Source organism: Nocardioides sp. NPDC006273 (assembly GCF_040613495.1).
Lineage (GTDB): Bacteria > Actinomycetota > Actinomycetes > Propionibacteriales > Nocardioidaceae > Nocardioides.
On the sequence record NZ_JBEXSD010000020.1, the window covers coordinates 21,216 to 41,164 of the forward strand.

A 19,949-nucleotide genomic window follows, 5' to 3' on the forward strand; every position below is an offset into this window, starting at 1 on the left:
GCGCCACAGTGACGTCAGCCCTTGATCGTGTCGCGGACGACTCCACCTCACCGCTGGCTGCGGGGGAAGAAGTCCTCGTAGCGGTGCTCCCCCGCCGGCCGCTGGTCGACGACCTCCTGCTCGCGGGCACGGAGCTCGACGCGCCGGATCTTGCCCGAGATCGTCTTCGGCAGGTCGAAGAACTCCAGGCGCCGCACCCGCAGGTAGGGCGGTAGGTGGTCGCGGGCGAACTCGAGGATGGCCCGGGCGGTCTCGGCGGTCGGCTCGTGGCCGGCGGTGAGCGAGACGTACGCCTTGGGAACGGCGAGCCGCACCGGGTCCGGTGCCGGGACGACCGCCGCCTCGGCCACTGCGGGGTGCTCGATCAGGACCGACTCCAGCTCGAAGGGCGAGACCTTGTAGTCGGAGGCCTTGAAGACGTCGTCGGTGCGGCCGACGTAGGTGATGTAGCCGCCGTCGTCGCGGCTGGCGACGTCACCGGTGTGGAAGAAGCCGCCGCGCATGGCGTCGGCGGTGCGCTTCTCGTCGTCGCGGTAGGTGGTCATCAGCGTGGCGGGTCGTGCGGAGAGGTCGGGGCCCAGATCGAGGCAGAGCTCGCCCTCCCCCGGTCCTTCGATCACGGTCCCCTCGACCGGGTCGACCAGCACGACCGGGACGCCCGGCAGCGGCCGCCCCATCGAGCCGGGTCGGACCGGCTGGCCTGGGCTGTTGGCGATCGTCGCGGTCATCTCGGTCTGTCCGAAGCCGTCCCGGATGGTCAGGCCCCACGCCTGACGGATCTGGCTGATCACCTCGGGGTTGAGCGGCTCCCCTGCGCTGATCGCCTCGCGCAACGACCCGCAGCCGCCGCTGAGGTCGGCCTGGATGAGCATCCGCCACACCGTCGGCGGGGCGCACATGCTGGTCACCTGCTCTTCACGGATCCGCTGCAGCAGCGTGGCTGCGTCGAAGCGCGCGTAGTTGAGGACGAAGACGGTCGCTCCGGCGAGCCAGGGCGCGAAGAAGTTCGACCACGCGTGCTTGGCCCAGCCGGGGCTGGAGATGTTCATGTGCACGTCGCCGGGGCGCAGGCCCAGCCAGTACATCGTCGACAGGTGTCCCACCGGATAGGTGTAGTGGGTGTGCTCGACCAGCTTCGGGCGGCTGGTGGTGCCGCTGGTGAAGTAGAGGAGCAGGGCGTCGCTCGTGGCGTTGCCGGGGTGGTCGAGGGGCTCTTGGCTCTCGGCCGCCGCGGCGGCGTACCCGTTCCAGCCCTCCTGCTCCCCCACGCAGATCCGGACGTAGTCGCCGGGGACGCCGTCGAACTTGCCCGTGTCCTCGGCGTTGCAGACCACCGCCTTCGCCCGGCCGCGGGCGAGCCGGTCCACCAGCTCGGCGGTGCCGACCGCCGTCGTCGTCGGCATCAGGACCGCGCCCACCTTCATCGCCGCGAGCATCGTCTCCCACAGCTCGACCTGGTTGCCCAGCATCACGATCACGCTGTCGCCGCGGCCGACGCCGAGACGCCCGAGGTAGCGCGCGACCGCGTCCGAGCGCCGGGCCAGCTCGTCGAAGGAGTACGCGGCTCGCGACCCGTCGGCCTCGGAGATCACCAGCCCCGGAGCGTCGTTGCCCCGGGCCATCGGGTCGAACCAGTCGTGGGCGAAGTTGAAGCTCGCCCCGACATCGGGCCAGCGGAAGGTGTCGAGGGCCTCGGTGTAGTCGAGACGCTGGGCGATCAGCGTGTCCCGGGCGGCGAGCAGGGCGTCGGTCGAGGTCGATCGAGTCATGGCGGACATCATCGTCGCGGCCTCGACCTCGACATACCCCCGGAAGAGGGGGCTACTGCGTCAGCCCGCCGACGATGACCGTGGGCTCGATGTCGACCGGGAAGCTCACGCTGTTGGCGATGAAGCAGTCCAGGTGGGCCTGGTGATGCGCCGACGTCGCGGCCTCGATCATCCCCGCGTCCGCGACGGTGACGACCGGGCGCAGCACAGCCTGGATGAACCGGCCGCCGCTCCCCTGTGTCTCCATCCTGGCGGTCGCCGCGTCGTGGTAGTCGAGGACGACCACGCCGACCCGCACCGCCTGATGCAGGTAGGACAGCATGTGGCACTGCGCCAGCGCTGTCAGCAGCAGCTGCTCCGGGTTGTGCCGGCCGGCGTCTCCGCGGAAGGTCCGGTCGGCGGAGCCGAGGATGTCGGGGAGTCCCTCGATGCGTACGACGTGGTCTCGGCTGTAGTCGCGATAGCCGCTCGTTCCGGTGCCACGGTTGCCCGTCCACTCCACCGAGACCGCGTACTCGTGGATCATTGCCATGCCTACACGCTAGCGCCGGTCTGGGCGGTGTATGTGCGGCGTCCGACCCGGTTACCGCTCGCTGGGACAGGTAACGACCGCGATGCAGGAGATGCGATGACCCATCCGACACCGGCTCGAGGAGACAGCACGCCGGCGACCGTCACCGAACCCGCAGGACGTACCGGGCCGGGCTGGTGGCGGTCCGCCGTCGTCTACCAGGTCTATCCGCGCAGCTTCGCCGACGCGAACGGCGACGGCGTGGGCGATCTGCGCGGGATCAGGGAGCGCCTCGACCACCTCGAGTGGCTCGGTGTCGACGTCCTCTGGATCTCCCCCGTCTACCCCTCGCCGATGGCCGACAACGGCTACGACGTCAGCGACTACCACGACGTCGACCCGACCTACGGCACGCTCGCGGAGCTCGACGAGCTGATCGCCGAGCTCCACCGCCGCGGGATGAAGCTGGTGATGGACCTCGTCGCGAACCACACCTCCGACGAGCATCCCTGGTTCGTGGAGTCGAGCTCGAGCCCCGAGAGCGCCAAGCGCGACTGGTACTGGTGGCGCGACGAGCCCAACAACTGGGGGTCGTTCTTCTCCGGCCCGGCGTGGACCTACTGCGAGGGCAGGGCCGCGTACTACATGCACCTGTTCACCAAGAAGCAGCCGGACCTGAACTGGGAGAACCCCGAGGTGAGGCAGGCGGTCTACGAGGTCATGCGGTGGTGGCTGGACCGCGGTGTCGACGGCTTCCGCATGGACGTGGTGAACCTGATCTCCAAGGACCCCGCGCTGCCGGACGCGCCGGTCATGCCCGGGCAGCGCTACGGCAACATGCGCCAGTCGGTGATCGACGGGCCGCGCGTGCACGAGTTCCTCGCCGAGATGCACCGAGAGGTCTTCGATCGGTACGACCGCGACCTGCTGCTCGTCGGGGAGACGGGTGAGACGACTGTCGAGGAAGGCCGGAAGTACACCGACCCGGCACGCCGTGAGCTCGACATGGTCCTGCACTACGAGCATGTCGAGATCGACCACGGCGCCTTCAAGTGGGACGTACGCCCCTTCGACCTCGGTCGTCTGCGTGATCGGCTCGCGGCCTGGCAGGAGGGCCTGGCGGACGTGGGCTGGAACAGCCTCTACTGGGACAACCACGACCAGCCTAGGATCGTGTCGCGATACGGCGACGACGGCCGCTGGCGAACCGAGTCGGCCAAGCTGCTCGCGACGGTCCTGCACCTGCAGCGGGGCACGCCGTTCGTCTACCAGGGCGACGAGATCGGCATGACGAACTACCCGTTCGCCTCCATCGACCAGTTCGACGACGTGGAGGCGGTGAACTACTACCACGAAGCGGTCGCCGCGGGCCTGGAGCCCGCGGATGTGATGGCGTCGCTACGGGCGATGAGCCGCGACAACGGGCGTACGCCGATGCAGTGGGACGACTCCCCCGGGGCCGGTTTCACCACCGGCACGCCGTGGCTCGCGGTCAACCCGAACCACACCGAGATCAACGTCGCAGCTCAGATCGACGACCCGGACTCGGTGCTCTCGCACTACCGGCGGCTGATCCGGTTGCGGCACGAGGATCCGATCGTCGCCGACGGCGACTTCACCCTGCTGAGCGACAGCCATCCGCAGGTCTTCGCCTTCCGCCGTCGTCACGAGAGCGGTCAGCTGGTCGTGCTCGCGAACTTCAGCGGAGCCGAGGCAGACCTGGGTGGGCTCGCCGAGGAGTGCCGCGGTGAGCTCGTGATCGGGAGGGGTGGCGGCCCGGTGCTCTCGCCGTGGGAGGCACGGGTCTACCGGCGCTGATCCTGAGGCGGCCACGCACACGAGCCCGGGCCCACCGGCCCGGGCTCTGCCTCATTCGTCGCTGAGCAGCCAGGCCGCGGTGTCCGGCGGAAGCTCGGAGGCGAGCGGCTCACCGCTGCAGATGAGGACGTCACCACGCGGCAGCGGCGTGGGCGTCGCGCCGCAGTTGATGACGACGGTCAACCGGCCGCGTCGGAACGCGATGACGTCCTTGGGTACATCGAGGAACTTCACCTCCTTGTCACCGTGGGCGTAGCGGCGACGGGCCGCGAGCGCCGACCGGTAGAACTCCAGGGTCGACCCGGGCCGTCCGGTCTGAGCCGCCACGGTCAGGTCCGCCCACTGGTACGGCTGGGGCAGCCAGGGCTGTCCGTCGCCGGGCCCGAAGCCGAAAGGCGGAGCCTCACCGCTCCACGGCAACGGCACCCGGCAGCCGTCGCGGCCGTTCCCTCCCTCGGCCCATGGATCCAGCTGGTGCTCCGGGGGCAGCTGAACGTGCGGCAGCCCGAGCTCCTCGCCCTGATAGAGGTACGCCGCTCCGGGCAGTGCCAGCATCATCAGTGTCGCCGCCCGGGCTCGGGCGAGCGCCTGCGCACCGTCGCCGTAGCGCGTCCGGTGTCGCATCGCATCGTGGTTGGAGAGAACCCACGTGGGCCAGGCACGTGACGGGTTCAGCGCCTCCAGCGTGGACACGATCGCGTCGGTGAACTCGCGCGCCGACCAATGTGACTGCAGCCATCGGAAGTTGAACGCCTGCTCGAACTCGTCGGCGCGCAGGTAGCCACGCAGGTCGCCCGGTGCCCGGGTCCACGCCTCGGCGATCAGCATGCGCTCACCGGGGTAGGACGAGACGACCTTGTGCCAGTCCCGGTAGATCTCATGGACGTCTGGATGGTCCCACATCGGATCGTCGTCGACGCCGATCTCGTACATGACCGCTGGGTCGGAGTTGGGCTCTCCGCCCTCCGGGACGCGTTGGTCGCGCAGGGCCTTGACCAGGCCGTGGGCGACGTCGACGCGGAACCCGTCGACGCCTCGGTCCAGCCACCACCTCAGCACCGAACGGAACTCCTCGATCACCTCGGGGTGGCGCCAGTTCAGGTCGGGCTCCTCGCGGTCGAACATGTGCAGATACCACTGCCCGTCGCTGACCCGCGTCCACGCCGGCTGGCCGAAGACGGATCTCCAGTTGGTCGGCGGCTCGTCGCCGTTGGGCCCGCGGCCGTCGCGGAACAGGTAGCGATCACGCTCGGGGGATCCGGGGCCGGCAGCGAGGGCATCGATGAACCATGGGTGGCTCGATGAGGTGTGGTTGGGGATCAGGTCGATGATCACCTTCAGACCGAGCTCGTGCGCCTCCTTGAGCAGGGCTTCGGCGTCCTCGAGCGTTCCGAAGACGGGGTCCACGTCGCGGGCGTCGGAGACGTCGTATCCGTAGTCGTACTGCGGCGAGGGATAGAACGGGGAGAGCCAGATCGCGTCGACGCCGAGATCGGCCAGATAGTCCAGCCGCGAGGTGATGCCGGCGAGATCGCCGGTGCCGTCCCCGTCTGCATCGGCGAACGAACGTGGATAGATCTGGTAGGTCACGGCCTCACGCCACCACGGGGAATTCACGAGGGCTCGGTAACCCGATGCCCGTCGGGTCATGCCACCCAGGACCTTCGCCCGCCCTGTGTCCGCCCGACCGCCCGACCGACCGCCCGTCCGATCGTCCTCAGCGGTCGTGGTCGGCCGGGTGCAGCTGGGTCCCGGTGACACCGCAGTGCGCACAGGTCTCGATGTGCACCCGGTCCTCCTCGGGACCGGCCTCGGGCGCAGCGGTGAGCGGCCGACGTACGAACACCGCTGCGAGCGCCGCGCCGAGGATCAGGAGACCGGCGTTGATGAGCATCGCCGCGCCATAGCCGTCGTCGAAGGTCTGCGGGTTCGTGTAGTCGTCGCCGGCGATCCCGACCGCCGCTGGGACGACTGCGACGGCCAGCAGCCCGGCGGTCCGGGCCACCGCGTTGTTGACGCCCGAGGCGATGCCGACGTGCCGGTCGTCAGCGGCGTCGAGCACAGTGGCGGTCAACGGCGAGACCAGCAGCGTGAGCCCGACGGCGAACAGCAGGACCGGAGCCAGCACGTCGAGGACGTACGACGCCTGGGGGCCGATCCGCCCCATCCAGAGTGCGCCGCCGGCGGCCAGCAGCGGCCCGAGTGTCATCGGCAGGCGCGGACCGATGCGTTGCGCCAGCGCGCCCGCACGGGCCGAGAAGAGCAGCATCACCACGGTCACCGGCAGCAGCGCCGAGCCGGCCGCGAGGGGCGACCAGCCGCTGACGACCTGGAGCTGGAGGACCAGCAGCACGAAGATCACGCCGAGTGGTGCGTACACGAGCAGCGTGACGGCGTTGGCCGCGCTGAACTGGGGGTTGCGGAACAGCCCGAGCGGGACCAGCGGATGGGCCGAACGGGCTTCGACGACCACGAAGGTGATCAGAGCGGCGACTCCGGCGGCGACGGTCACCGCCACGGAGCCGACGAAGCCGACCTCGCCCGCCCGAGTCAGGCCGAAGGTGAGAGCGCCGAGTCCGGTCGCGGCGAGCACCGTGCCGGTGAGGTCGAGTCGGCCAGCGGCGTCAGGGTCCCGGCTCTCCGGGACGTGGCGCACGGCGACGATGACGATGAGAACGGCGACGGGGACGTTGATGAGGAAGACCAGCCGCCAGTTGATCTCCACCAGCCAGCCGCCGACGAGCGGGCCGATCGCGGCGGCGATGCCGCTGAGACCGGACCAGGCGCCCACGGCAGCGGACCGGTCCTCGCCGTGGAACGAGGCGGCGATGATCGCCAGGCTTCCCGGTGTCAGCAGGGCGCCTCCGACTCCCTGCAGCCCGCGCGCGGCGATCAGCACCTGGATGTCGGGAGCCAGCCCGCACAGCAACGACGCGACAGCGAACCACGCCACGCCGATGAGGAAGATCCGCCGCCGGCCGAAGCGGTCACCGAGGGAACCACCGAGGAGGATCAGCGCCGCGAGGCTCAGCGTGTAGGCGTTGACCGTCCACTGCAGACCCGAGAACCCCGCGTCGAGGTCCTCCCCGATCCGGCCGAGGGCGACGTTGACGACCGTCGAGTCGAGCATCGCCAGCCCGGAACCCAGCACCGTCGTCGCCAGCACCCACCGGCCGCGGGCCGTGCCCAACCGGAGGACGGCGCTGTCGGTCTCTGTCACCCGCTCAGTCTAGTGACGGCCCCGCCCTACCCGGGTTGATCGGAACCGTCCGCCACCCACGTACGCAGCCCGGGGCCGTGCTGGTCGAGGGTGGGTGGCGCGGCGTGATCGATGGGAGTCACCTCCGCCCCGTCGGTGAAGAACCGCAGCGGCGGTCCGGGGAGGGTGAGGTGACCGAGGGTGGCGTGGTCGACGTCGATCAGCAGGCCCTGGCTGGCCGTCTGCTCCCAGGCGTAGACCTCGTCCAGAGAGCGCACCTTGCCGGCCGGGACGCCGGCCTCGGCGAGCTTGGCGAGCAGCTCTTCGGCAGGCCACGGCGCGAAGAGCGTCTCGACGAGCTCGACGACCTGCTCCCGGTTGGCGGCGCGCTCGGGGTTGGTCGCCATTCCCTCGCGGTCCGGTGAGATGTCGAAGGCGGTGCAGAACCGCCGCCACAGCCCCTCGCTCCCGACCGCGATCTGCACGGTGCCGTCGGCGCAGCGGAACAGGCCGTACGGCGAGATGCTCGGGTGATGGTTGCCCTGCGAGCGGCCGACCTCGCCGGCGACGGTCCAGCGAGTGCCCTGGAAACCGTGGACACCGACGACCGCGGAGAGCAGCGAGGTGCGTACGACGGTCCCGCGGCCGGTGCGCTCGCGCTCGTGCAGAGCCGCGAGCACGCCGTAGGCGCCGTACATCCCGGCCAGCAGGTCGGCGATCGGCGTACCGACCCGCTGGGGGTCGTCGGGGCCCGAGCCGGTGAGGGACATCAGGCCGGCCTCGCCCTGGGCGATCTGGTCGTAGCCGGACCGCCCTCCCTCGGGGCCGTCGTGGCCGAACCCGGTGATCGAGAGCACGACGAGGCGAGGGTTGCGAGCCTGGAGGTCGTCGACGCCGAGCCCGAGCCGCTCCAGCACGCCGGTGCGGAAGTTCTCGATGAGCACGTCGGCCCGGTCGGCCAGGCGCAGCAGCACCTCCTTGTCGTCGGGGTCCTTGAGGTCGAGCGTGATCGACTCCTTGTTGCGGTTGGCCGAGAGGAAGTACGTCGCCTCCCGCTGCCCCTCCTCCCCCACGAACGGCGGGCCCCAGCCCCGAGTGTCGTCGCCGTGGCCAGGTGCCTCCACCTTGATGACGCGAGCACCGAGGTCGCCCATCATCATCGCGGCGTGCGGCCCGGCCAGAGCACGGGAGAGGTCGAGGACGACGATGTCGTCGAGTTGTCCACGCATCTGCGTCACCAGCCCGGGAGGACCAGGGCGGTCCAGACCAGGAGGGGGCCGACGAGCACCACGATGACGCTGTAGCCGAGGATCTGCTTGTAATAGCGCTCCTCTGTGATGCTCTCGGGCCGGTTGGCCAGCATCAGCGCGCCGTTGGTGGAGAACGGGCTCACATCGACGATCGTCGAGGAGATCGCCAGCGCGGAGATGAACAGGGCTGCCGAGATCCCGCCCTCGGCGATCAGCGGCACCGAGATCGGGATGATGATCGGAAGCAGCGCCGTCGAGGAGGCGAACGCGGAGACCACGCCGCCGACGTAGCAGAGGACGAGCGCGCCGATGGCCACGGCGCCCAGGTCTGCGGCCCAGTTGCCCACGAACTCCGGCGATCCGGCGGTGTTGAGGATCGTGGCGTACGTTGAGACACCGGCGACCAGCAGGACGGTCGGCCAGGCGATCTGGCGGATCGCGTCCTTGTGCTGGCTCGGGGAGAGAGCCGCCAGGACGGTAGCGGCCGTGATCGAGGCGAAGCCGATGTTCTTGTCGAAGAACAGCGCGATGGCGGCGACGATGACGAAGGCGGTCAGGGTCAGGACCTGCTCGGTGCGGATGCCGGGCTTGGTCCCGGTCGGGGCGACGGTGCCGTAGCCGCGGGCGGGGACGGTGACGCCACCCTCGTTCAGGCTCTCGGGTACGCCGGCGGCGGCGCCGGCCGCCTCGTCGGGGTCGAGCCGCATGCTCATCAGCGCCCGTCCGCCGAGGGCGAAGAACAGGATCGTGGCCATGATCAGATTGACCACGAGGCTGGTCACGAAGACCGTCATCTCGCTGGCCGGCAGGCCGTTCTCGACCATGACCGAGTTGGTGATCGTGCCGTAGATGCTGATCGGCGAGAAGCCACCACCTTGGGCGCCGTGCACGACGAACATGCCCATCATCAGCGGGTTGATCTTGTAGCGGCCGGCGAACCCGAGCGCCACCGGCCCGATGATCGCGCAGGCCGCCGGGCTCGCGGCACCCATCGCGGTCAGCAGGGCGGTTACACCGAACATCACCCATGGGATGAGCGCGACCCGGCCTCCCACCGCCCGGACCGCACTGCTGACGATCAGGTCGACCGTGCCGTTGTTCCTCGCGATCGCGAACAGATAGGTGACACCTATGAGCGTCAGGATCAGGTCAGCGCTGACGCCGGCCAGGATCTCCTTCTCGGAGAGGTCCAGCGCGAACATCCCGACCAGCCAGGCCGCGACGTAGGCGAGAGCTCCCATGTTGATCGGCAGCAGCGTGCCGGCCACGAACAAGGCGACCAACGCGATGATCGCCACCCATTCCGGTCCCATCCGACTTCCCTTCTGTTGGCCCCCGAACGACACCGCAGGTTGTGATTCGGATCACAGGCGGATCAGTGGCCTAGCCAATAGGACAATCACGAGAACGTCAATACCCTGTAGCCATGAGTGAGTCCGCGCGCTTTCCACGTCCGCTGCAGCGAACCCGTCTCTATGAGCAGGTCGCGGAGCAGATCACCGCCTGGATCTCGGAGAACGACCTGAAGGCCGGCGACCGGCTTCCGCCGGAGAGACAGCTCGCCACCAGCCTCGGCGTCAGCCGCGCGACACTCAGCCAAGCCCTCGTCGCCCTCGAGGTGATCGGTGTCGTCGCGGTGCGGCACGGCGACGGGACGGTCCTGACCGACAAGCCTCGGGCCGAGCGCATCACCGACGCCATCCGGGCCCACGCGGAGCGGATCCCCGACGTCATCGAGGCGCGGGACGCGCTCGAGACCAAGCTCGCCGCCCTGGCGGCGCAGCGGCGTACGCAGGAGGACCTCGACCGGATCGACGCGGCTCTACGGGCGATGGCGGACGACGTCGACGGCGGCGGTCGCGGCGTTCAAGGTGATGAGCTCTTCCATCGCGCGGTCACCGAGGCCGCCCACTCCCCTCTGCTCGAGCAGATGATGTCGGAGATCAGCGAGCTGATCCGCGAGACGCGGATCGAGTCGCTCTCCCAGCCCGATCGCCCCCGGACATCGCTCGCCGGCCACCAGAGGATCGCCGACGCGATCGCCTCGGGTGACGCCGAAGCCGCCGCGGCCGCCATGCACGGGCACGTCATGATGGTCAGCGACGTCGCACTGCTTCGAGACTGATGAGCGAGCGCAAGCGAACGGCAGTGCGGCATGACATGGCTTGACCAGCTCGTGGTGCTCGCCGCGGGCCTCGGGGCGGGCATCCTCACCTCCACGGTGGGGGTCGCATCGCTCCTCAGTTTTCCCGTGCTGGTCGCGGTGGGCCTGCCGCCGGTCGTGGCCAACACCTCCAACACGGTCGGGATGACGCCGGCCGGGCTCAGCGGCTCGTTCGGCTACCGGCGAGAGCTGGCCGAGCATCCGCGCGTGACCGCTGCCGTGCTGATCACCGCGGGCTGCGGCAGCGTCGCCGGATCGCTGCTTCTGCTGTGGTTGCCGGGATCGGTCTTCGAGGCGGTCGTGCCGTGGCTGATCCTCGGCACCTGCGTACTCGTCGGGGTGCAGCCTCGGCTGAGCCGGTTCCTGCGGCAGCACGCCACCGACACCGAGCCGCGGGTGCGGGTCTCCGGGGCCACCGCGGTGTTCGCCACGCTGACCGGCGCCTACGGCGGCTACTTCGGCGCCGGCTCCGGGGTGATGATGATGGCCGTGCTCGGGTTCGGGACGGACCTGGAGTTCCGCACCGTCAACGCGCTCAAGACGTTCGCGGTGATGGCCTCGAACGTGGTCGCGACCGTCATCTTCGTGGCGATCGCAGACCTCGACTGGCTGGCAGTCGGCCTGCTCGCCGCCGGGTCGGTCGTGGGTGGGTACGTCGGGGCGCGCATCGGTCGCCGCCTCCCGGCCACCGTGCTGCGCTCGCTGATCGTCATCGTCGGGATCGGCGCGGCGACGTTCATGCTGGTGCGCTGATCCGCGGCAGTCCCGGTCGGGTCAGAACGGCGGCCTACCGGTCCCTGAGACCCGGAACCGCCCCCAGGGGTCGATGTCGGAGAGCCGTCCTTCGGCGTCGCCGTGGGCGGTGCGGACGGTGACGGTCTGGCCGTTGCGCACGCCTTCGAGGGCTGTGCCGACCCGGCCGTACCAGTGGTAGCGGCCGTCGATCGGCTGGAAGGCGCCGCGGAGGGCGACGTCGACCTCCCAGGCGCCGTGCTCGGACTCGAGGCTGGCCTGGCCGTCGTAGAGGTGCTGGGGCTCGTGCGTGCTCATGAGCGGCCCTTTCGGAGCGGGGTGACGATCTCGGGCTGGTCCAGGGCGCTCAGGTCGACGCCGTACTCGGCGGTGGTTCCCGCCAGCGCGTGCCAGACGAGCTCGCTGAGATAGCGGGTGAACGCGGCGCGGGACATGGTGCGTCGCTCGAGCCACCACTGGCCCGCGAACTCGCCGATCCCGACGAAGCTGTGTGCCCACGGCTCGGCGCCGGCGGCATCGACGCCGAGGCGGCCGAAGGTGTCGACGAGCAGGCGCGTGAAGGTCGCGGCGATGAGCTGCTTGCCGTCGGCGAGCGGGTCGGTGCCGCCGGTGTGCTGACGCACCAGGAGCAGGTAGACGTTGGGGTGCTCGGCGATTGTCTCGACGTACGCAGCGACCCCGGCCTCGACCCGCCGGCGGGTCGGCGCGGGAGCGAGCACGGCCTCGACCACGGCGTCGAGGATCTGCCGCGCCGCCCACATCCCGACCGCGCCGTGCAGCTCGGCCTTGTCGGCGAAGTAGCGGTAGAGCACCGGCTTGCTGACCCCGGCCTCGGTGGCGATGTCCGCGATCGAGACCTCGGCGCCTGCGGAGTCGACGGCGCGTACGGCGGCGGCGACCAGCTCCGCCCGTCTCGTCTCGCGGTGGGTGTCCCAACGTGAGGACCGGCCGTCGTCCTTGACCTTCCGTGTCATGTCCTGCACTCTAGCAACTACCCGTAACTCTGGGTAACACGTATTTGGATGCGCAGCGTCGAGCTGCTCAGTGGGGAGAAGAATGACCATCGCCGACCCGACCGCCGACCGGCTCCTGCGTTCCACGGCGCGCCAGTCCTACGACCCGGAGGTCGACCTCGACTGGGAGGCCGCGCCCGTCGCCGGACTGTGGTGGATGCAGCCCGAGCGCGTCTCGCTCTACGGCACCCCGACCTGGGACCGGCTCAGCCCCGAGCAGCAGATCGAGCTCTCCAGGCACGAGGTCGCCAGCATCATGAGCGTCGGGCTGTGGTTCGAGGTGCTGCTGATGCAGCTGCTGCTTCGTGAGGTCTACGGGGCGGATCCGCGCACGGCCCGGACCCAGTACGCGTTGACCGAGATCGGCGACGAGACCCGCCACTCGGTGATGTTCGGCCGCGCGATCGCGGCGATGGAAGCACCGGCGTACGGTCCTCGCCCTGCCGTCCTGCGCATCGGGAAGTTCGCACCGCTGCTGCACGGACCCAGCGTCTTCTCCGCGACCCTGGTCGGCGAGGAGCCGCTCGACCGGTGGCAGCGCGAGCTGATGAAGGACGAGCGCTGCCAGCCGCTGACCCGGATGGCCTCCCGCATCCACGTCACCGAGGAGGCCCGCCACGTCACCTTCGCCCGCGAGGAGCTCGCCGCGGCGATGTCGCAGAAGATCGGGCGTACGCAGCTCCGGCTGCATCAGAACCTCACTGCCCGAGCCGCCTATGTGATGGCGCGCTCACTGGTCCATCCGGACTGCTACGCGGCCATCGGGCTCGACCCGATGGAGGCCCGCCGCGAGGCGCTCGGCAACGAGCACTACCGCGCCACCCTGGCCTGGATGGGCGAGAAGATGATGCCCTACCTCACCGAGCACGGGATGGTCTCGGAGAAGGACCGCAAGATCTGGCGGGCCTCGTTCCTGGTGCCGCGCGACTGACGGGACTCCTCAGAGCACGGCGAGACGGTCGACGATCAGGTCGACCCTCTGCTCGGCCCGGCTAACGGGGATCAAGTTGTCCTAGATGATTGATGCACGGGGCGATCGGCACTCTCTAACGAACGAAAATTCGTTCGCTCGCCGCCTCCTCTCGGAGAGATGGGTCCTGGCGCTGAAAGAGTTGCTTCTTTCACCGATCAGTTCACCTGCGGTGAGCTGATTGAAGCGCCTGACGGGGCGGACGAATTTTCGTTCGCCCCGTGAGGCGACACGTGCGCGAGCGAGAACGGGTCAGCGGAAGGCGGACTCCCCCGTCAGCGCCTGGCCGATGATGAGCTGGTGGACCTCGCTGGTGCCCTCGTACGTCAGGACCGACTCGAGGTTGTTGGCGTGGCGCATGATCGGGTACTCGAGAGTCACGCCGGCGGCCGCCAGGATGGTGCGGCACTCCCGGGCGATCGCGATCGCCTCGCGGACGTTGTTGAGCTTGCCGAGCGAGATCTGCTCGGGACGGAGGGTGCCCTCGTCCTTCAGGCGTCCCAGCTGCAGCGCGAGGAGCATCGACTTGCCGAGCTCGAGGGTCATGTCGGCGAGCTTGGTCTGGGTGATCTGGTAGCCGGCCAGCGGCTTGTCGTAGATCTCCCGGGACGCGGCGTACGCGATGCCCGACTCGAGGCAGTCGCGGGCCGCGCCGACGGCGCCGAAGACGATGCCGAACCGAGCCTCGTTGAGACACGACAGCGGGCCCTTCAGGCCCCTGACCTCGGGGAACGCGGCGGAGGCCGGGAGGCGTACCTCGTCCAGGACGATCTCGCCGGTGACCGAGGCGCGCAGCGACAGCTTCTGCTTGATCACCGGCGCCGAGAATCCGGGAGTGTCGGTGGGGACGACGAAGCCGCGGATCCCCTTGCCGTCGGTCGCCTCGTCGGTCTGCGCCCACACCACCGCGACGTCGGCGACCGGTGCGTTGGTGATCCACATCTTGGTGCCGGACAGGATCCAGTCACTGTTCTCGTCTCCCGGGGCATCCTTGCGGGCGCGCGTGCGCATCCCGGCCGGGTTGGAGCCGAAGTCGGGCTCGGTCAGCCCGAAGCAGCCGATCGCCTCCCCAGCAGCCATCCGCGGGAGCCACTCCTGCTTCTGCTCCTCGCTCCCCCACTTCCAGATCGCGAACATCGCCAGCGAGCCCTGCACGGAGACCAGCGAACGGATCCCGGAGTCGGCCGCCTCGAGCTCCATGCAGGCCAGCCCGTACGCGGTGGCGCTGGTGCCGGCGCAGCCGTAGCCCTCAAGGTGCATCCCGAGGACGCCCAGCCTTCCGAGCTCGGGGGCGAGCTCGCGGACCGGCACGTCACCGGCCTCGAACCAGTCGGCGAGGTGAGGCTTGATCTCCTTCTCCACGTAGGCCCTCACCGTGTCGCGGATCGCGCGGTCCTCCTCGCCGATGAGGGCTTCGGTGCCGAACAGCTCGAGCGGGGTCTGGGGCATGGGATTCTCCTTGGGGGTCGATCTGGCCGCTGCCGATTGTGTCACCCGTCAAGGAAGCCCGCTCGAACCGTTCGCCCCAGGCTCAGCGCTCGGTACGCTGCCGATGGCTGAGCTGGGCCAGGTACAGGTTCTTCGGCAGCACCGCCGCGTCCAGGGAATCGGTGACCGAGCCGAGCGGCCCGGAGAAGTCGCGCGCGTGGTTGGTCGGTCCGGTGGTGCCGGTGACCCCCACCACGGCACTGTTCGGCGCGTTCTCCTCGATCCGGATGCCGTGCGAGCGGCCATTGGTCACCTCGATGTTCCAGTGGGTGAAGCGGGCTCCCCAGTTGGGTCCCGCGTCGCCGGCGCCACCGGTGTTCCCGTCGTTGCTGATGGTGATCGCGGTGCGCACCGCGTCGGTGGGGACGAGCTTGTGCGAGTCGAGGGTGCCGTTGGCCATGGTGCCGCCGGCCCACACGTTGCCGGAGGACCAACCCTCGACGTTGAGACCGTGCTGGGTGGGCCCGGCGATCTCGAAGTCGGCGACGAGGTTGTCGTGGGACTGCACGCGGCACATGAAGGGGTGGTGGCCGCGGCGCCCGGAGACACGGGCGCCGACGATGGAGACGTTCTTGGTGCCGACCAGGCCGAAGGCGTTGTCGGCGTGCTCGACGTGGACGTCGCGCGCCCAGCAGTCGATCGCCGACTGGAAACAGGGCCCGTTGAAGCCGGGCTCGACGCTGTGCTGGGGCGTGGGGATCTCCCGCATCCGCATGGTCAGGCTCTCGATGCCGGCGTTGCGGATCACCGGGCCCAGGGTGGTCAGGGCCGGTTCCCACTCGGGGCGCAGCTCCACACGCAGTGGCTGTGCCAGGGTGATCCCACCGTCATGGACGGCGGTCACCTCGACCGGCCAGCGGTAGTGCTCGAAGTTGGGCGCCCCGGTCCAGTCGCTGATCTCGGGACGCATCCGTCGGCCCTTGGTCTCCCAGGGATAGTCGTCGGCCCCGGAGATGTCACCGCACAGGTGCTTCAGCAGGCTGTTGTCGGGCAGGTTGCGCAGCGTCAGCAGAACGGTGTCGCCGGCGTGCAGTCCGGTGGTGTCGGCGACGTGGAGCTCGCGGTCGCCGCGGGCGGCCGGAGCGAGGGTGGTCAGGGTCTCGTTGTCCATCCAGCCCTCGTTGCCGACGAAGCCCGCCTCGCGCAGCGACGCCAGCCGGCGGCGTGGCACGAACCAGATCTGGCCGCCCATCCAGCTCCACTGGCTCATCCAGCCGCGACGGTTGAGCATGTAGCCGTCGTCGAGCGAGTTCTCGCAGTAGATGACTGTCTCCTGCGGGCTCTCCCCGCGGATGACCACCCCGGAGTCGTGCACGGGGATCATCCCGGTGGTGCGGTAGGTGCCCGCCGGAAGCAGTACGACGCCCCCGCCCGCCGCACCCGCGGCCGTGACGGCCCTCCGGAGGGCGTCGGTGTCGTCGGCCCGGCCGTCGCCGCGCGCGCCGTATCGCTTGACGTTGGCGACCACCCGCGGTCGTGGGATCCGTCGGTCCCCGCGGCCGTAGCCGGCGTAGGAGACGTTGGGGATCTGCGGGTGGGTGTCGGGGGCGGCGAGGTACTCCTGCCAGAGCGCGGCGCCACCCGACGTGGACATCGCCGTGGTAGCGCGCGTCGCGGCCTGGGCTGCGGTGGCGGGTAGGAGCGCGGCGCCGGCTGTGAGTCCACCGAGGGCGAGCAGTTTGCGGCGGTCGAGGTGGGGCATACGGGCGCCTCTCAGGAGGGTCGACACCGGAGATCGCGGTGCCGCGGGATCGGACGATCGGAGGCTATGACTGTGACGTACCTCACGCAATCGCGTTCTCGAGCCGGACTCTGCTCAACAGGGCTCTGACGAGCGTCGGTTCCACTTGGGCATGGATCGATACCCACCTCGGTTGAACCGATGACCTCACCGCTCCGTAGTAGGGGTGAGGGCCGGCATCGGGTCGGCCTCCAGGCGAGAGGAAACGGCGTGCGGACACGTACGAAAGCAGCAATCGGAATCGGTGCGGCAGTCGTCGTGGTCGGAGGCGTCGTGGCGATCTTCGGTCCGGGCTGGTACGCGGACCGGGCCGCGGAGGCGGCGGACGAGCCCACCCTCAGCGCGTCGGCAGCACCCGCCGGCGGCACGGACAGCAGTGGGACATGGACGGTCTCCGACGGCTCCTTCGCCGGCTACCGCGTCGACGAGGTGCTCCAGGGCGAGGACGTCACCGTCACGGGCCGCACCGAGGACGTGACCGGACAGGTCACCATCGCCGAGGGCGAGGTCACCGACGCCGACATCGAGGTGAAGGTCGCCACCATCGCCACCGACTCGGACCGCCGCGACGACTACTTCCGCGACAACGCGATCCAGGCCGAGCAGTTCCCGACCGCCACCTTCGCGCTGACCGAGCCCGCGGTCATCGAGGACGGTGCCACCGCGGTCGAGCTGGTCGGTGATCTCACCGTGCGCGGCGAGACGAGGCCGGTGACCGTGGACGCCGAGGTCGGTGGCGACGGCGCCGGCGCCCTCCAGGTCGTCGGCAGCGTGCCGGTGACCTTCGCGGACTTCGGCATCGAGGCGCCGAGCCTGGGCTTTGTGAGCGTCGAGGACACCGGCAGCGTGGAGTTCTCGCTCGAGCTGGTCAAGGGCTGAGCCGGGACTCTGGGATCCTGGGTTCGTGCGGGGAGGTGACATGGGTGCGGAGGACGAGCTGCTCGTAGCGGTGCACGACGCCCATTCGGAGGCGCTCTACCGCTACGTCGTGCGCCGCACCGGCGATGCCGAGGAGGCGCGCGACGTGGTGCAGGAGACGCTGCTGCGCGCGTGGCGCAACCCGGACGTGCTGCAACGGCCCGACGAGGGTGTACGTGCCTGGCTGTTCACCACCGCCCGCAACCTGGTCATCGACGACCTGCGCAGCGCGCGCCGAAAACGGGAGTACGCCGCGGAGTCACCGCCCGAGCAGAGCCGGACCGACCAGGCCCAGGCGGACCAGACCCAGGCCGTGCTCGACTCCTGGATCGTCGCCGACGCCCTGCTCGCGCTCTCCCCCGACCATCGTGCGGTGGTGGTCAGGGCCTACTACGGCGGCCGGTCGGTCGCGGAGCTCGCCAGCGAGCTCGACATCCCGGCCGGCACCGTCAAGTCTCGGCTGCACTACGGCCTGCGAGCCCTGCGTCTCGCCCTACAGGAGAAGGGGGTCACCTCATGAGTGAGCGCCAGCGAACGACCACGGGATTCAGGCCGCCACGTCCGTACGATCGCGCTCGCGCTACGGAGGTGGGGGCATGAACGACGACCTGGACGCCTCGCCACACGAGACGTTCGCCGACTGGGACGCCTCCTACGTGCTCGGGGCGCTGAGCCCGAGCGACCGGAGGGCCTACGAACGGCACCTGACCGGCTGTGGCGGGTGCCGCGACGCCGTCGCCGAGCTCGCCGGGATGCCCGGACTTCTCGGGGCGCTCTCGCGCGGGGAGGCCGAGGAGCTGCTCGAGGACTCCACCGCAGAGATCGCGGCGCCGCCGCTGGCAGAGCTGGCCGGAGCCGTACGCAGGTCGCGACGGCGTCGCCGGGCGTTCGCCGTCGCGGCCGCGACCGTGCTCCTCGCCGGCGGCACCGCCATCGGTGGGCTGCTGCTCGACGGCGACGGGAGCCGACAGCCGAGTGCCGGCCCGTCTGCCACGGCGTCCGCGACGCCGCCGGGCGCTGCTGCCGAGGACGCACGCACCGTCGACCTGCGTCCCGTGGGCAGCGTGGACATGTGGGCCCAGCTCGTGTTCACCCCGACCTCATGGGGCACCAAGCTCAACTGGAGCTGCCACTACCCGCCCAAGCCGGGGCAGAGCCCGCCGGCGCGGTCCGACTATCAGGGCGAGCCGGTGACGTACGACCTCGTCCTGGTCGGCCGTGACGGCTCGCGCACCGTCGCCGGTTCCTGGACCTGGTCGGGTGGGGAGACGCTCGGGCTGGACGCCTCGTCCGCGGTGCCGATCGCCGACGTCGAGCGGGTCGAGATCACCCTCGTCGGCGAGGACACCGCGGTCGCGGCGGCGTCGCTGACCTGAGCACGCCCGACCACCGGCCCGCCACGTTCAGCGATAGGCCGAAGGGACTACCGAAGGTGGCCGCGCGACAGACGCGGCCATGAGCGCCGGACCGCGAGGCTGGCGACATGTCCACTACGAAGACGTCCTACAGCATCCCCACACCCACGTTCGCAGCTCGCTCTCGCGGAGCGCTGACCTTCGCCTGCGTGGTCACGGTCGCCCTGGCGGTCATCGCGTCGGTGAGGGGCGAGGCGATGACCTATGCGGCCGGCTTCGCCCCTCCGTGGGTGGCCGTCGTCGCGTGCGCCCTGGGCCTGGTCGGTGTCGCGCTGTCCGCCGGGCACTCCGTCTCGACACCGATCTCCTGGACCGGCGTGACCCTGCTCAGCTGGTCGGCAGCCGGACTGGTCTTCGACGTGTTCCGGGCTGCGGCCGTCCTCGGCGTCCCCGGCCTGCCACCGGTGGTGGACTGGCTCGGGCTCTCGCTGCGGGCCGCGGCACTCACGACCGGCATCCTGCTGGCGGCAACGACCCTCCGCAGGGCCGACCGGCTACGCCGCCCCGGACGCTCCTGGGTCGTCGCCGCCTGGCTGTGCGCGGCGCCGTATCCGCTGCTCAAGGCGTACTGGTGGGCCGGCGGAGACCTGGGGGCGGAGGCGATCGGGCACACGGCGTCCTTTCCGTACGGGGAGGTCGTCGTCTTCGCGCTGGCCGCGGCATGGGCCACCGCGCTCGCGGCACCGGTGTCCGCATCGGTTCCCCGAGCGCTCCTAGTCGCCGGTGGCTGGTTCGCAGCGGCGGCCCTGCTCAACCTCGGCGCGCTGGCGGCATTCGGGACGCTGGCCGACGTGCTCGGGGTCGTCGACGGCCCCATCTCCTTCGCCGACGGCCGGTGGGTCGTGACTCCGGTGTACGCCTCCTGGCTGGCGCTCGGCATCGTCCTGGGCCGCCTCAGCCTGGCCGGCCCGCCTGCGCGCCGGCGACGCTAGCATGTGCC

General features: G+C 70.2%; 18 protein-coding genes. 8 read left to right on the forward strand and 10 right to left on the reverse strand.

The features are described 5' to 3' along the window. Positions 1–47: 47 nt before the first annotated feature. Both ABZZ22_RS11100 and ABZZ22_RS11105 read right to left on the reverse strand, forming a co-directional pair. Entirely contained in the window at positions 48–1,769 is a 1,722-nt protein-coding gene (locus ABZZ22_RS11100; RefSeq protein ID WP_354930677.1) for an AMP-binding protein, read from the reverse strand. A gap of 52 nt (positions 1,770–1,821) precedes the next feature. Then, positions 1,822–2,301 carry an OsmC family protein gene (locus ABZZ22_RS11105; RefSeq protein ID WP_354930680.1) on the reverse strand — a complete coding sequence of 160 codons (480 nt, stop codon included), beginning with the start codon at positions 2,299–2,301 and terminating at the stop codon, positions 1,822–1,824. Between the two features lie 96 nt (positions 2,302–2,397). Here ABZZ22_RS11105 and ABZZ22_RS11110 point away from each other — a divergent pair, with 96 nt between their 5' ends. Then, the gene (locus ABZZ22_RS11110; RefSeq protein ID WP_354930683.1) at positions 2,398–4,098 is read left to right on the forward strand and encodes an alpha-glucosidase; all 1,701 of its coding nucleotides are present in this window, start codon (positions 2,398–2,400) and stop codon (positions 4,096–4,098) included. Positions 4,099–4,149: 51 nt separating this feature from the next. Here ABZZ22_RS11110 and ABZZ22_RS11115 read toward each other — a convergent pair whose 3' ends face one another. From ABZZ22_RS11115 to ABZZ22_RS11130, 4 genes are all read right to left on the reverse strand, one after another. After that, entirely contained in the window at positions 4,150–5,715 is a 1,566-nt protein-coding gene (locus tag ABZZ22_RS11115; protein ID WP_354930686.1) for a glycoside hydrolase family 13 protein, read from the reverse strand. Positions 5,716–5,815: 100 nt separating this feature from the next. Continuing rightward, on the reverse strand, positions 5,816–7,318 hold the full coding sequence (locus tag ABZZ22_RS11120; RefSeq protein ID WP_354930689.1) for an MFS transporter: 1,503 nt from the start codon (positions 7,316–7,318) through the stop codon (positions 5,816–5,818). A 26-nt stretch (positions 7,319–7,344) separates the two neighbouring features. Then, entirely contained in the window at positions 7,345–8,526 is a 1,182-nt protein-coding gene (locus tag ABZZ22_RS11125; protein WP_354930692.1) for a CoA transferase, read from the reverse strand. A gap of 5 nt (positions 8,527–8,531) precedes the next feature. After that, positions 8,532–9,860 carry an SLC13 family permease gene (locus ABZZ22_RS11130; protein ID WP_354930695.1) on the reverse strand — a complete coding sequence of 443 codons (1,329 nt, stop codon included), beginning with the start codon at positions 9,858–9,860 and terminating at the stop codon, positions 8,532–8,534. Positions 9,861–9,973: 113 nt separating this feature from the next. Between ABZZ22_RS11130 and ABZZ22_RS11135 the strand changes: the two genes are divergently transcribed. Further along, a complete protein-coding gene (locus ABZZ22_RS11135) occupies positions 9,974–10,672 on the forward strand; it encodes a FadR/GntR family transcriptional regulator (protein ID WP_354930698.1) in 699 nt (232 codons plus the stop codon). Positions 10,673–10,702: 30 nt separating this feature from the next. Further along, complete coding sequence (locus ABZZ22_RS11140) at positions 10,703–11,464, forward strand: sulfite exporter TauE/SafE family protein (protein ID WP_354930701.1); 762 nt, start codon at positions 10,703–10,705, stop codon at positions 11,462–11,464. A gap of 21 nt (positions 11,465–11,485) precedes the next feature. On the opposite strand, the gene ABZZ22_RS11145 is transcribed toward ABZZ22_RS11140, so the two are convergent. Next, positions 11,486–11,761, reverse strand: coding sequence for a DUF4873 domain-containing protein (locus ABZZ22_RS11145; RefSeq protein ID WP_354930704.1), 276 nt, complete (start codon positions 11,759–11,761; stop codon positions 11,486–11,488). Continuing rightward, positions 11,758–12,438 carry a TetR/AcrR family transcriptional regulator gene (locus ABZZ22_RS11150; RefSeq protein ID WP_354930707.1) on the reverse strand — a complete coding sequence of 227 codons (681 nt, stop codon included), beginning with the start codon at positions 12,436–12,438 and terminating at the stop codon, positions 11,758–11,760. The genes ABZZ22_RS11145 and ABZZ22_RS11150 overlap by 4 nt, the downstream gene beginning before the upstream one ends. 82 nt (positions 12,439–12,520) lie before the next feature. Here ABZZ22_RS11150 and ABZZ22_RS11155 point away from each other — a divergent pair, with 82 nt between their 5' ends. Further along, positions 12,521–13,408: a diiron oxygenase gene (locus ABZZ22_RS11155; RefSeq protein WP_354930710.1), complete on the forward strand. Its 888-nt coding sequence runs from the start codon at positions 12,521–12,523 to the stop codon at positions 13,406–13,408. 291 nt (positions 13,409–13,699) lie between these two features. Here the strand turns inward: ABZZ22_RS11155 and ABZZ22_RS11160 are convergent, their stop codons facing one another. Next, a complete protein-coding gene (locus tag ABZZ22_RS11160) occupies positions 13,700–14,896 on the reverse strand; it encodes an acyl-CoA dehydrogenase family protein (RefSeq protein WP_354930713.1) in 1,197 nt (398 codons plus the stop codon). Between the two features lie 82 nt (positions 14,897–14,978). After that, a complete protein-coding gene (locus ABZZ22_RS11165; RefSeq protein ID WP_354930716.1) occupies positions 14,979–16,637 on the reverse strand; it encodes a glycosyl hydrolase family 28-related protein in 1,659 nt (552 codons plus the stop codon). A 249-nt stretch (positions 16,638–16,886) separates the two neighbouring features. Between ABZZ22_RS11165 and ABZZ22_RS11170 the strand changes: the two genes are divergently transcribed. The 4 genes from ABZZ22_RS11170 to ABZZ22_RS11185 all read left to right on the forward strand — a co-directional run bounded on the left by ABZZ22_RS11170 (position 16,887) and on the right by ABZZ22_RS11185 (position 19,941). After that, complete coding sequence (locus ABZZ22_RS11170; protein ID WP_354930719.1) at positions 16,887–17,555, forward strand: YceI family protein; 669 nt, start codon at positions 16,887–16,889, stop codon at positions 17,553–17,555. A gap of 25 nt (positions 17,556–17,580) precedes the next feature. After that, on the forward strand, positions 17,581–18,114 hold the full coding sequence (locus ABZZ22_RS11175; RefSeq protein ID WP_354930722.1) for a sigma-70 family RNA polymerase sigma factor: 534 nt from the start codon (positions 17,581–17,583) through the stop codon (positions 18,112–18,114). A gap of 76 nt (positions 18,115–18,190) precedes the next feature. Next, positions 18,191–18,970, forward strand: a complete 780-nt coding sequence (locus ABZZ22_RS11180; RefSeq protein WP_354930725.1) for a zf-HC2 domain-containing protein — start codon at positions 18,191–18,193, stop codon at positions 18,968–18,970. A gap of 107 nt (positions 18,971–19,077) precedes the next feature. Beyond that, the gene (locus ABZZ22_RS11185) at positions 19,078–19,941 is read left to right on the forward strand and encodes a hypothetical protein (protein WP_354930728.1); all 864 of its coding nucleotides are present in this window, start codon (positions 19,078–19,080) and stop codon (positions 19,939–19,941) included. Positions 19,942–19,949 lie beyond the last annotated feature (8 nt).

What these genes read in the sequence shown, in the direction of transcription:
- ABZZ22_RS11165 (WP_354930716.1), bottom strand. Translation starts at nt 16,637, where the DNA reads ATGCCCCACCTCGACCGCCGCAAACTGCTCGCCCTCGGTGGACTCACA.
- ABZZ22_RS11155 (WP_354930710.1), top strand. Translation starts at nt 12,521, where the DNA reads ATGACCATCGCCGACCCGACCGCCGACCGGCTCCTGCGTTCCACGGCG.
- ABZZ22_RS11100 (WP_354930677.1), bottom strand. Translation starts at nt 1,769, where the DNA reads ATGACTCGATCGACCTCGACCGACGCCCTGCTCGCCGCCCGGGACACG.
- ABZZ22_RS11160 (WP_354930713.1), bottom strand. Translation starts at nt 14,896, where the DNA reads ATGCCCCAGACCCCGCTCGAGCTGTTCGGCACCGAAGCCCTCATCGGC.
- ABZZ22_RS11185 (WP_354930728.1), top strand. Translation starts at nt 19,078, where the DNA reads ATGTCCACTACGAAGACGTCCTACAGCATCCCCACACCCACGTTCGCA.
- ABZZ22_RS11130 (WP_354930695.1), bottom strand. Translation starts at nt 9,860, where the DNA reads ATGGGACCGGAATGGGTGGCGATCATCGCGTTGGTCGCCTTGTTCGTG.
- ABZZ22_RS11150 (WP_354930707.1), bottom strand. Translation starts at nt 12,438, where the DNA reads ATGACACGGAAGGTCAAGGACGACGGCCGGTCCTCACGTTGGGACACC.
- ABZZ22_RS11105 (WP_354930680.1), bottom strand. Translation starts at nt 2,301, where the DNA reads ATGGCAATGATCCACGAGTACGCGGTCTCGGTGGAGTGGACGGGCAAC.
- ABZZ22_RS11110 (WP_354930683.1), top strand. Translation starts at nt 2,398, where the DNA reads ATGACCCATCCGACACCGGCTCGAGGAGACAGCACGCCGGCGACCGTC.
- ABZZ22_RS11180 (WP_354930725.1), top strand. Translation starts at nt 18,191, where the DNA reads ATGAACGACGACCTGGACGCCTCGCCACACGAGACGTTCGCCGACTGG.
- ABZZ22_RS11145 (WP_354930704.1), bottom strand. Translation starts at nt 11,761, where the DNA reads ATGAGCACGCACGAGCCCCAGCACCTCTACGACGGCCAGGCCAGCCTC.
- ABZZ22_RS11135 (WP_354930698.1), top strand. Translation starts at nt 9,974, where the DNA reads ATGAGTGAGTCCGCGCGCTTTCCACGTCCGCTGCAGCGAACCCGTCTC.
- ABZZ22_RS11125 (WP_354930692.1), bottom strand. Translation starts at nt 8,526, where the DNA reads ATGCGTGGACAACTCGACGACATCGTCGTCCTCGACCTCTCCCGTGCT.
- ABZZ22_RS11140 (WP_354930701.1), top strand. Translation starts at nt 10,703, where the DNA reads ATGACATGGCTTGACCAGCTCGTGGTGCTCGCCGCGGGCCTCGGGGCG.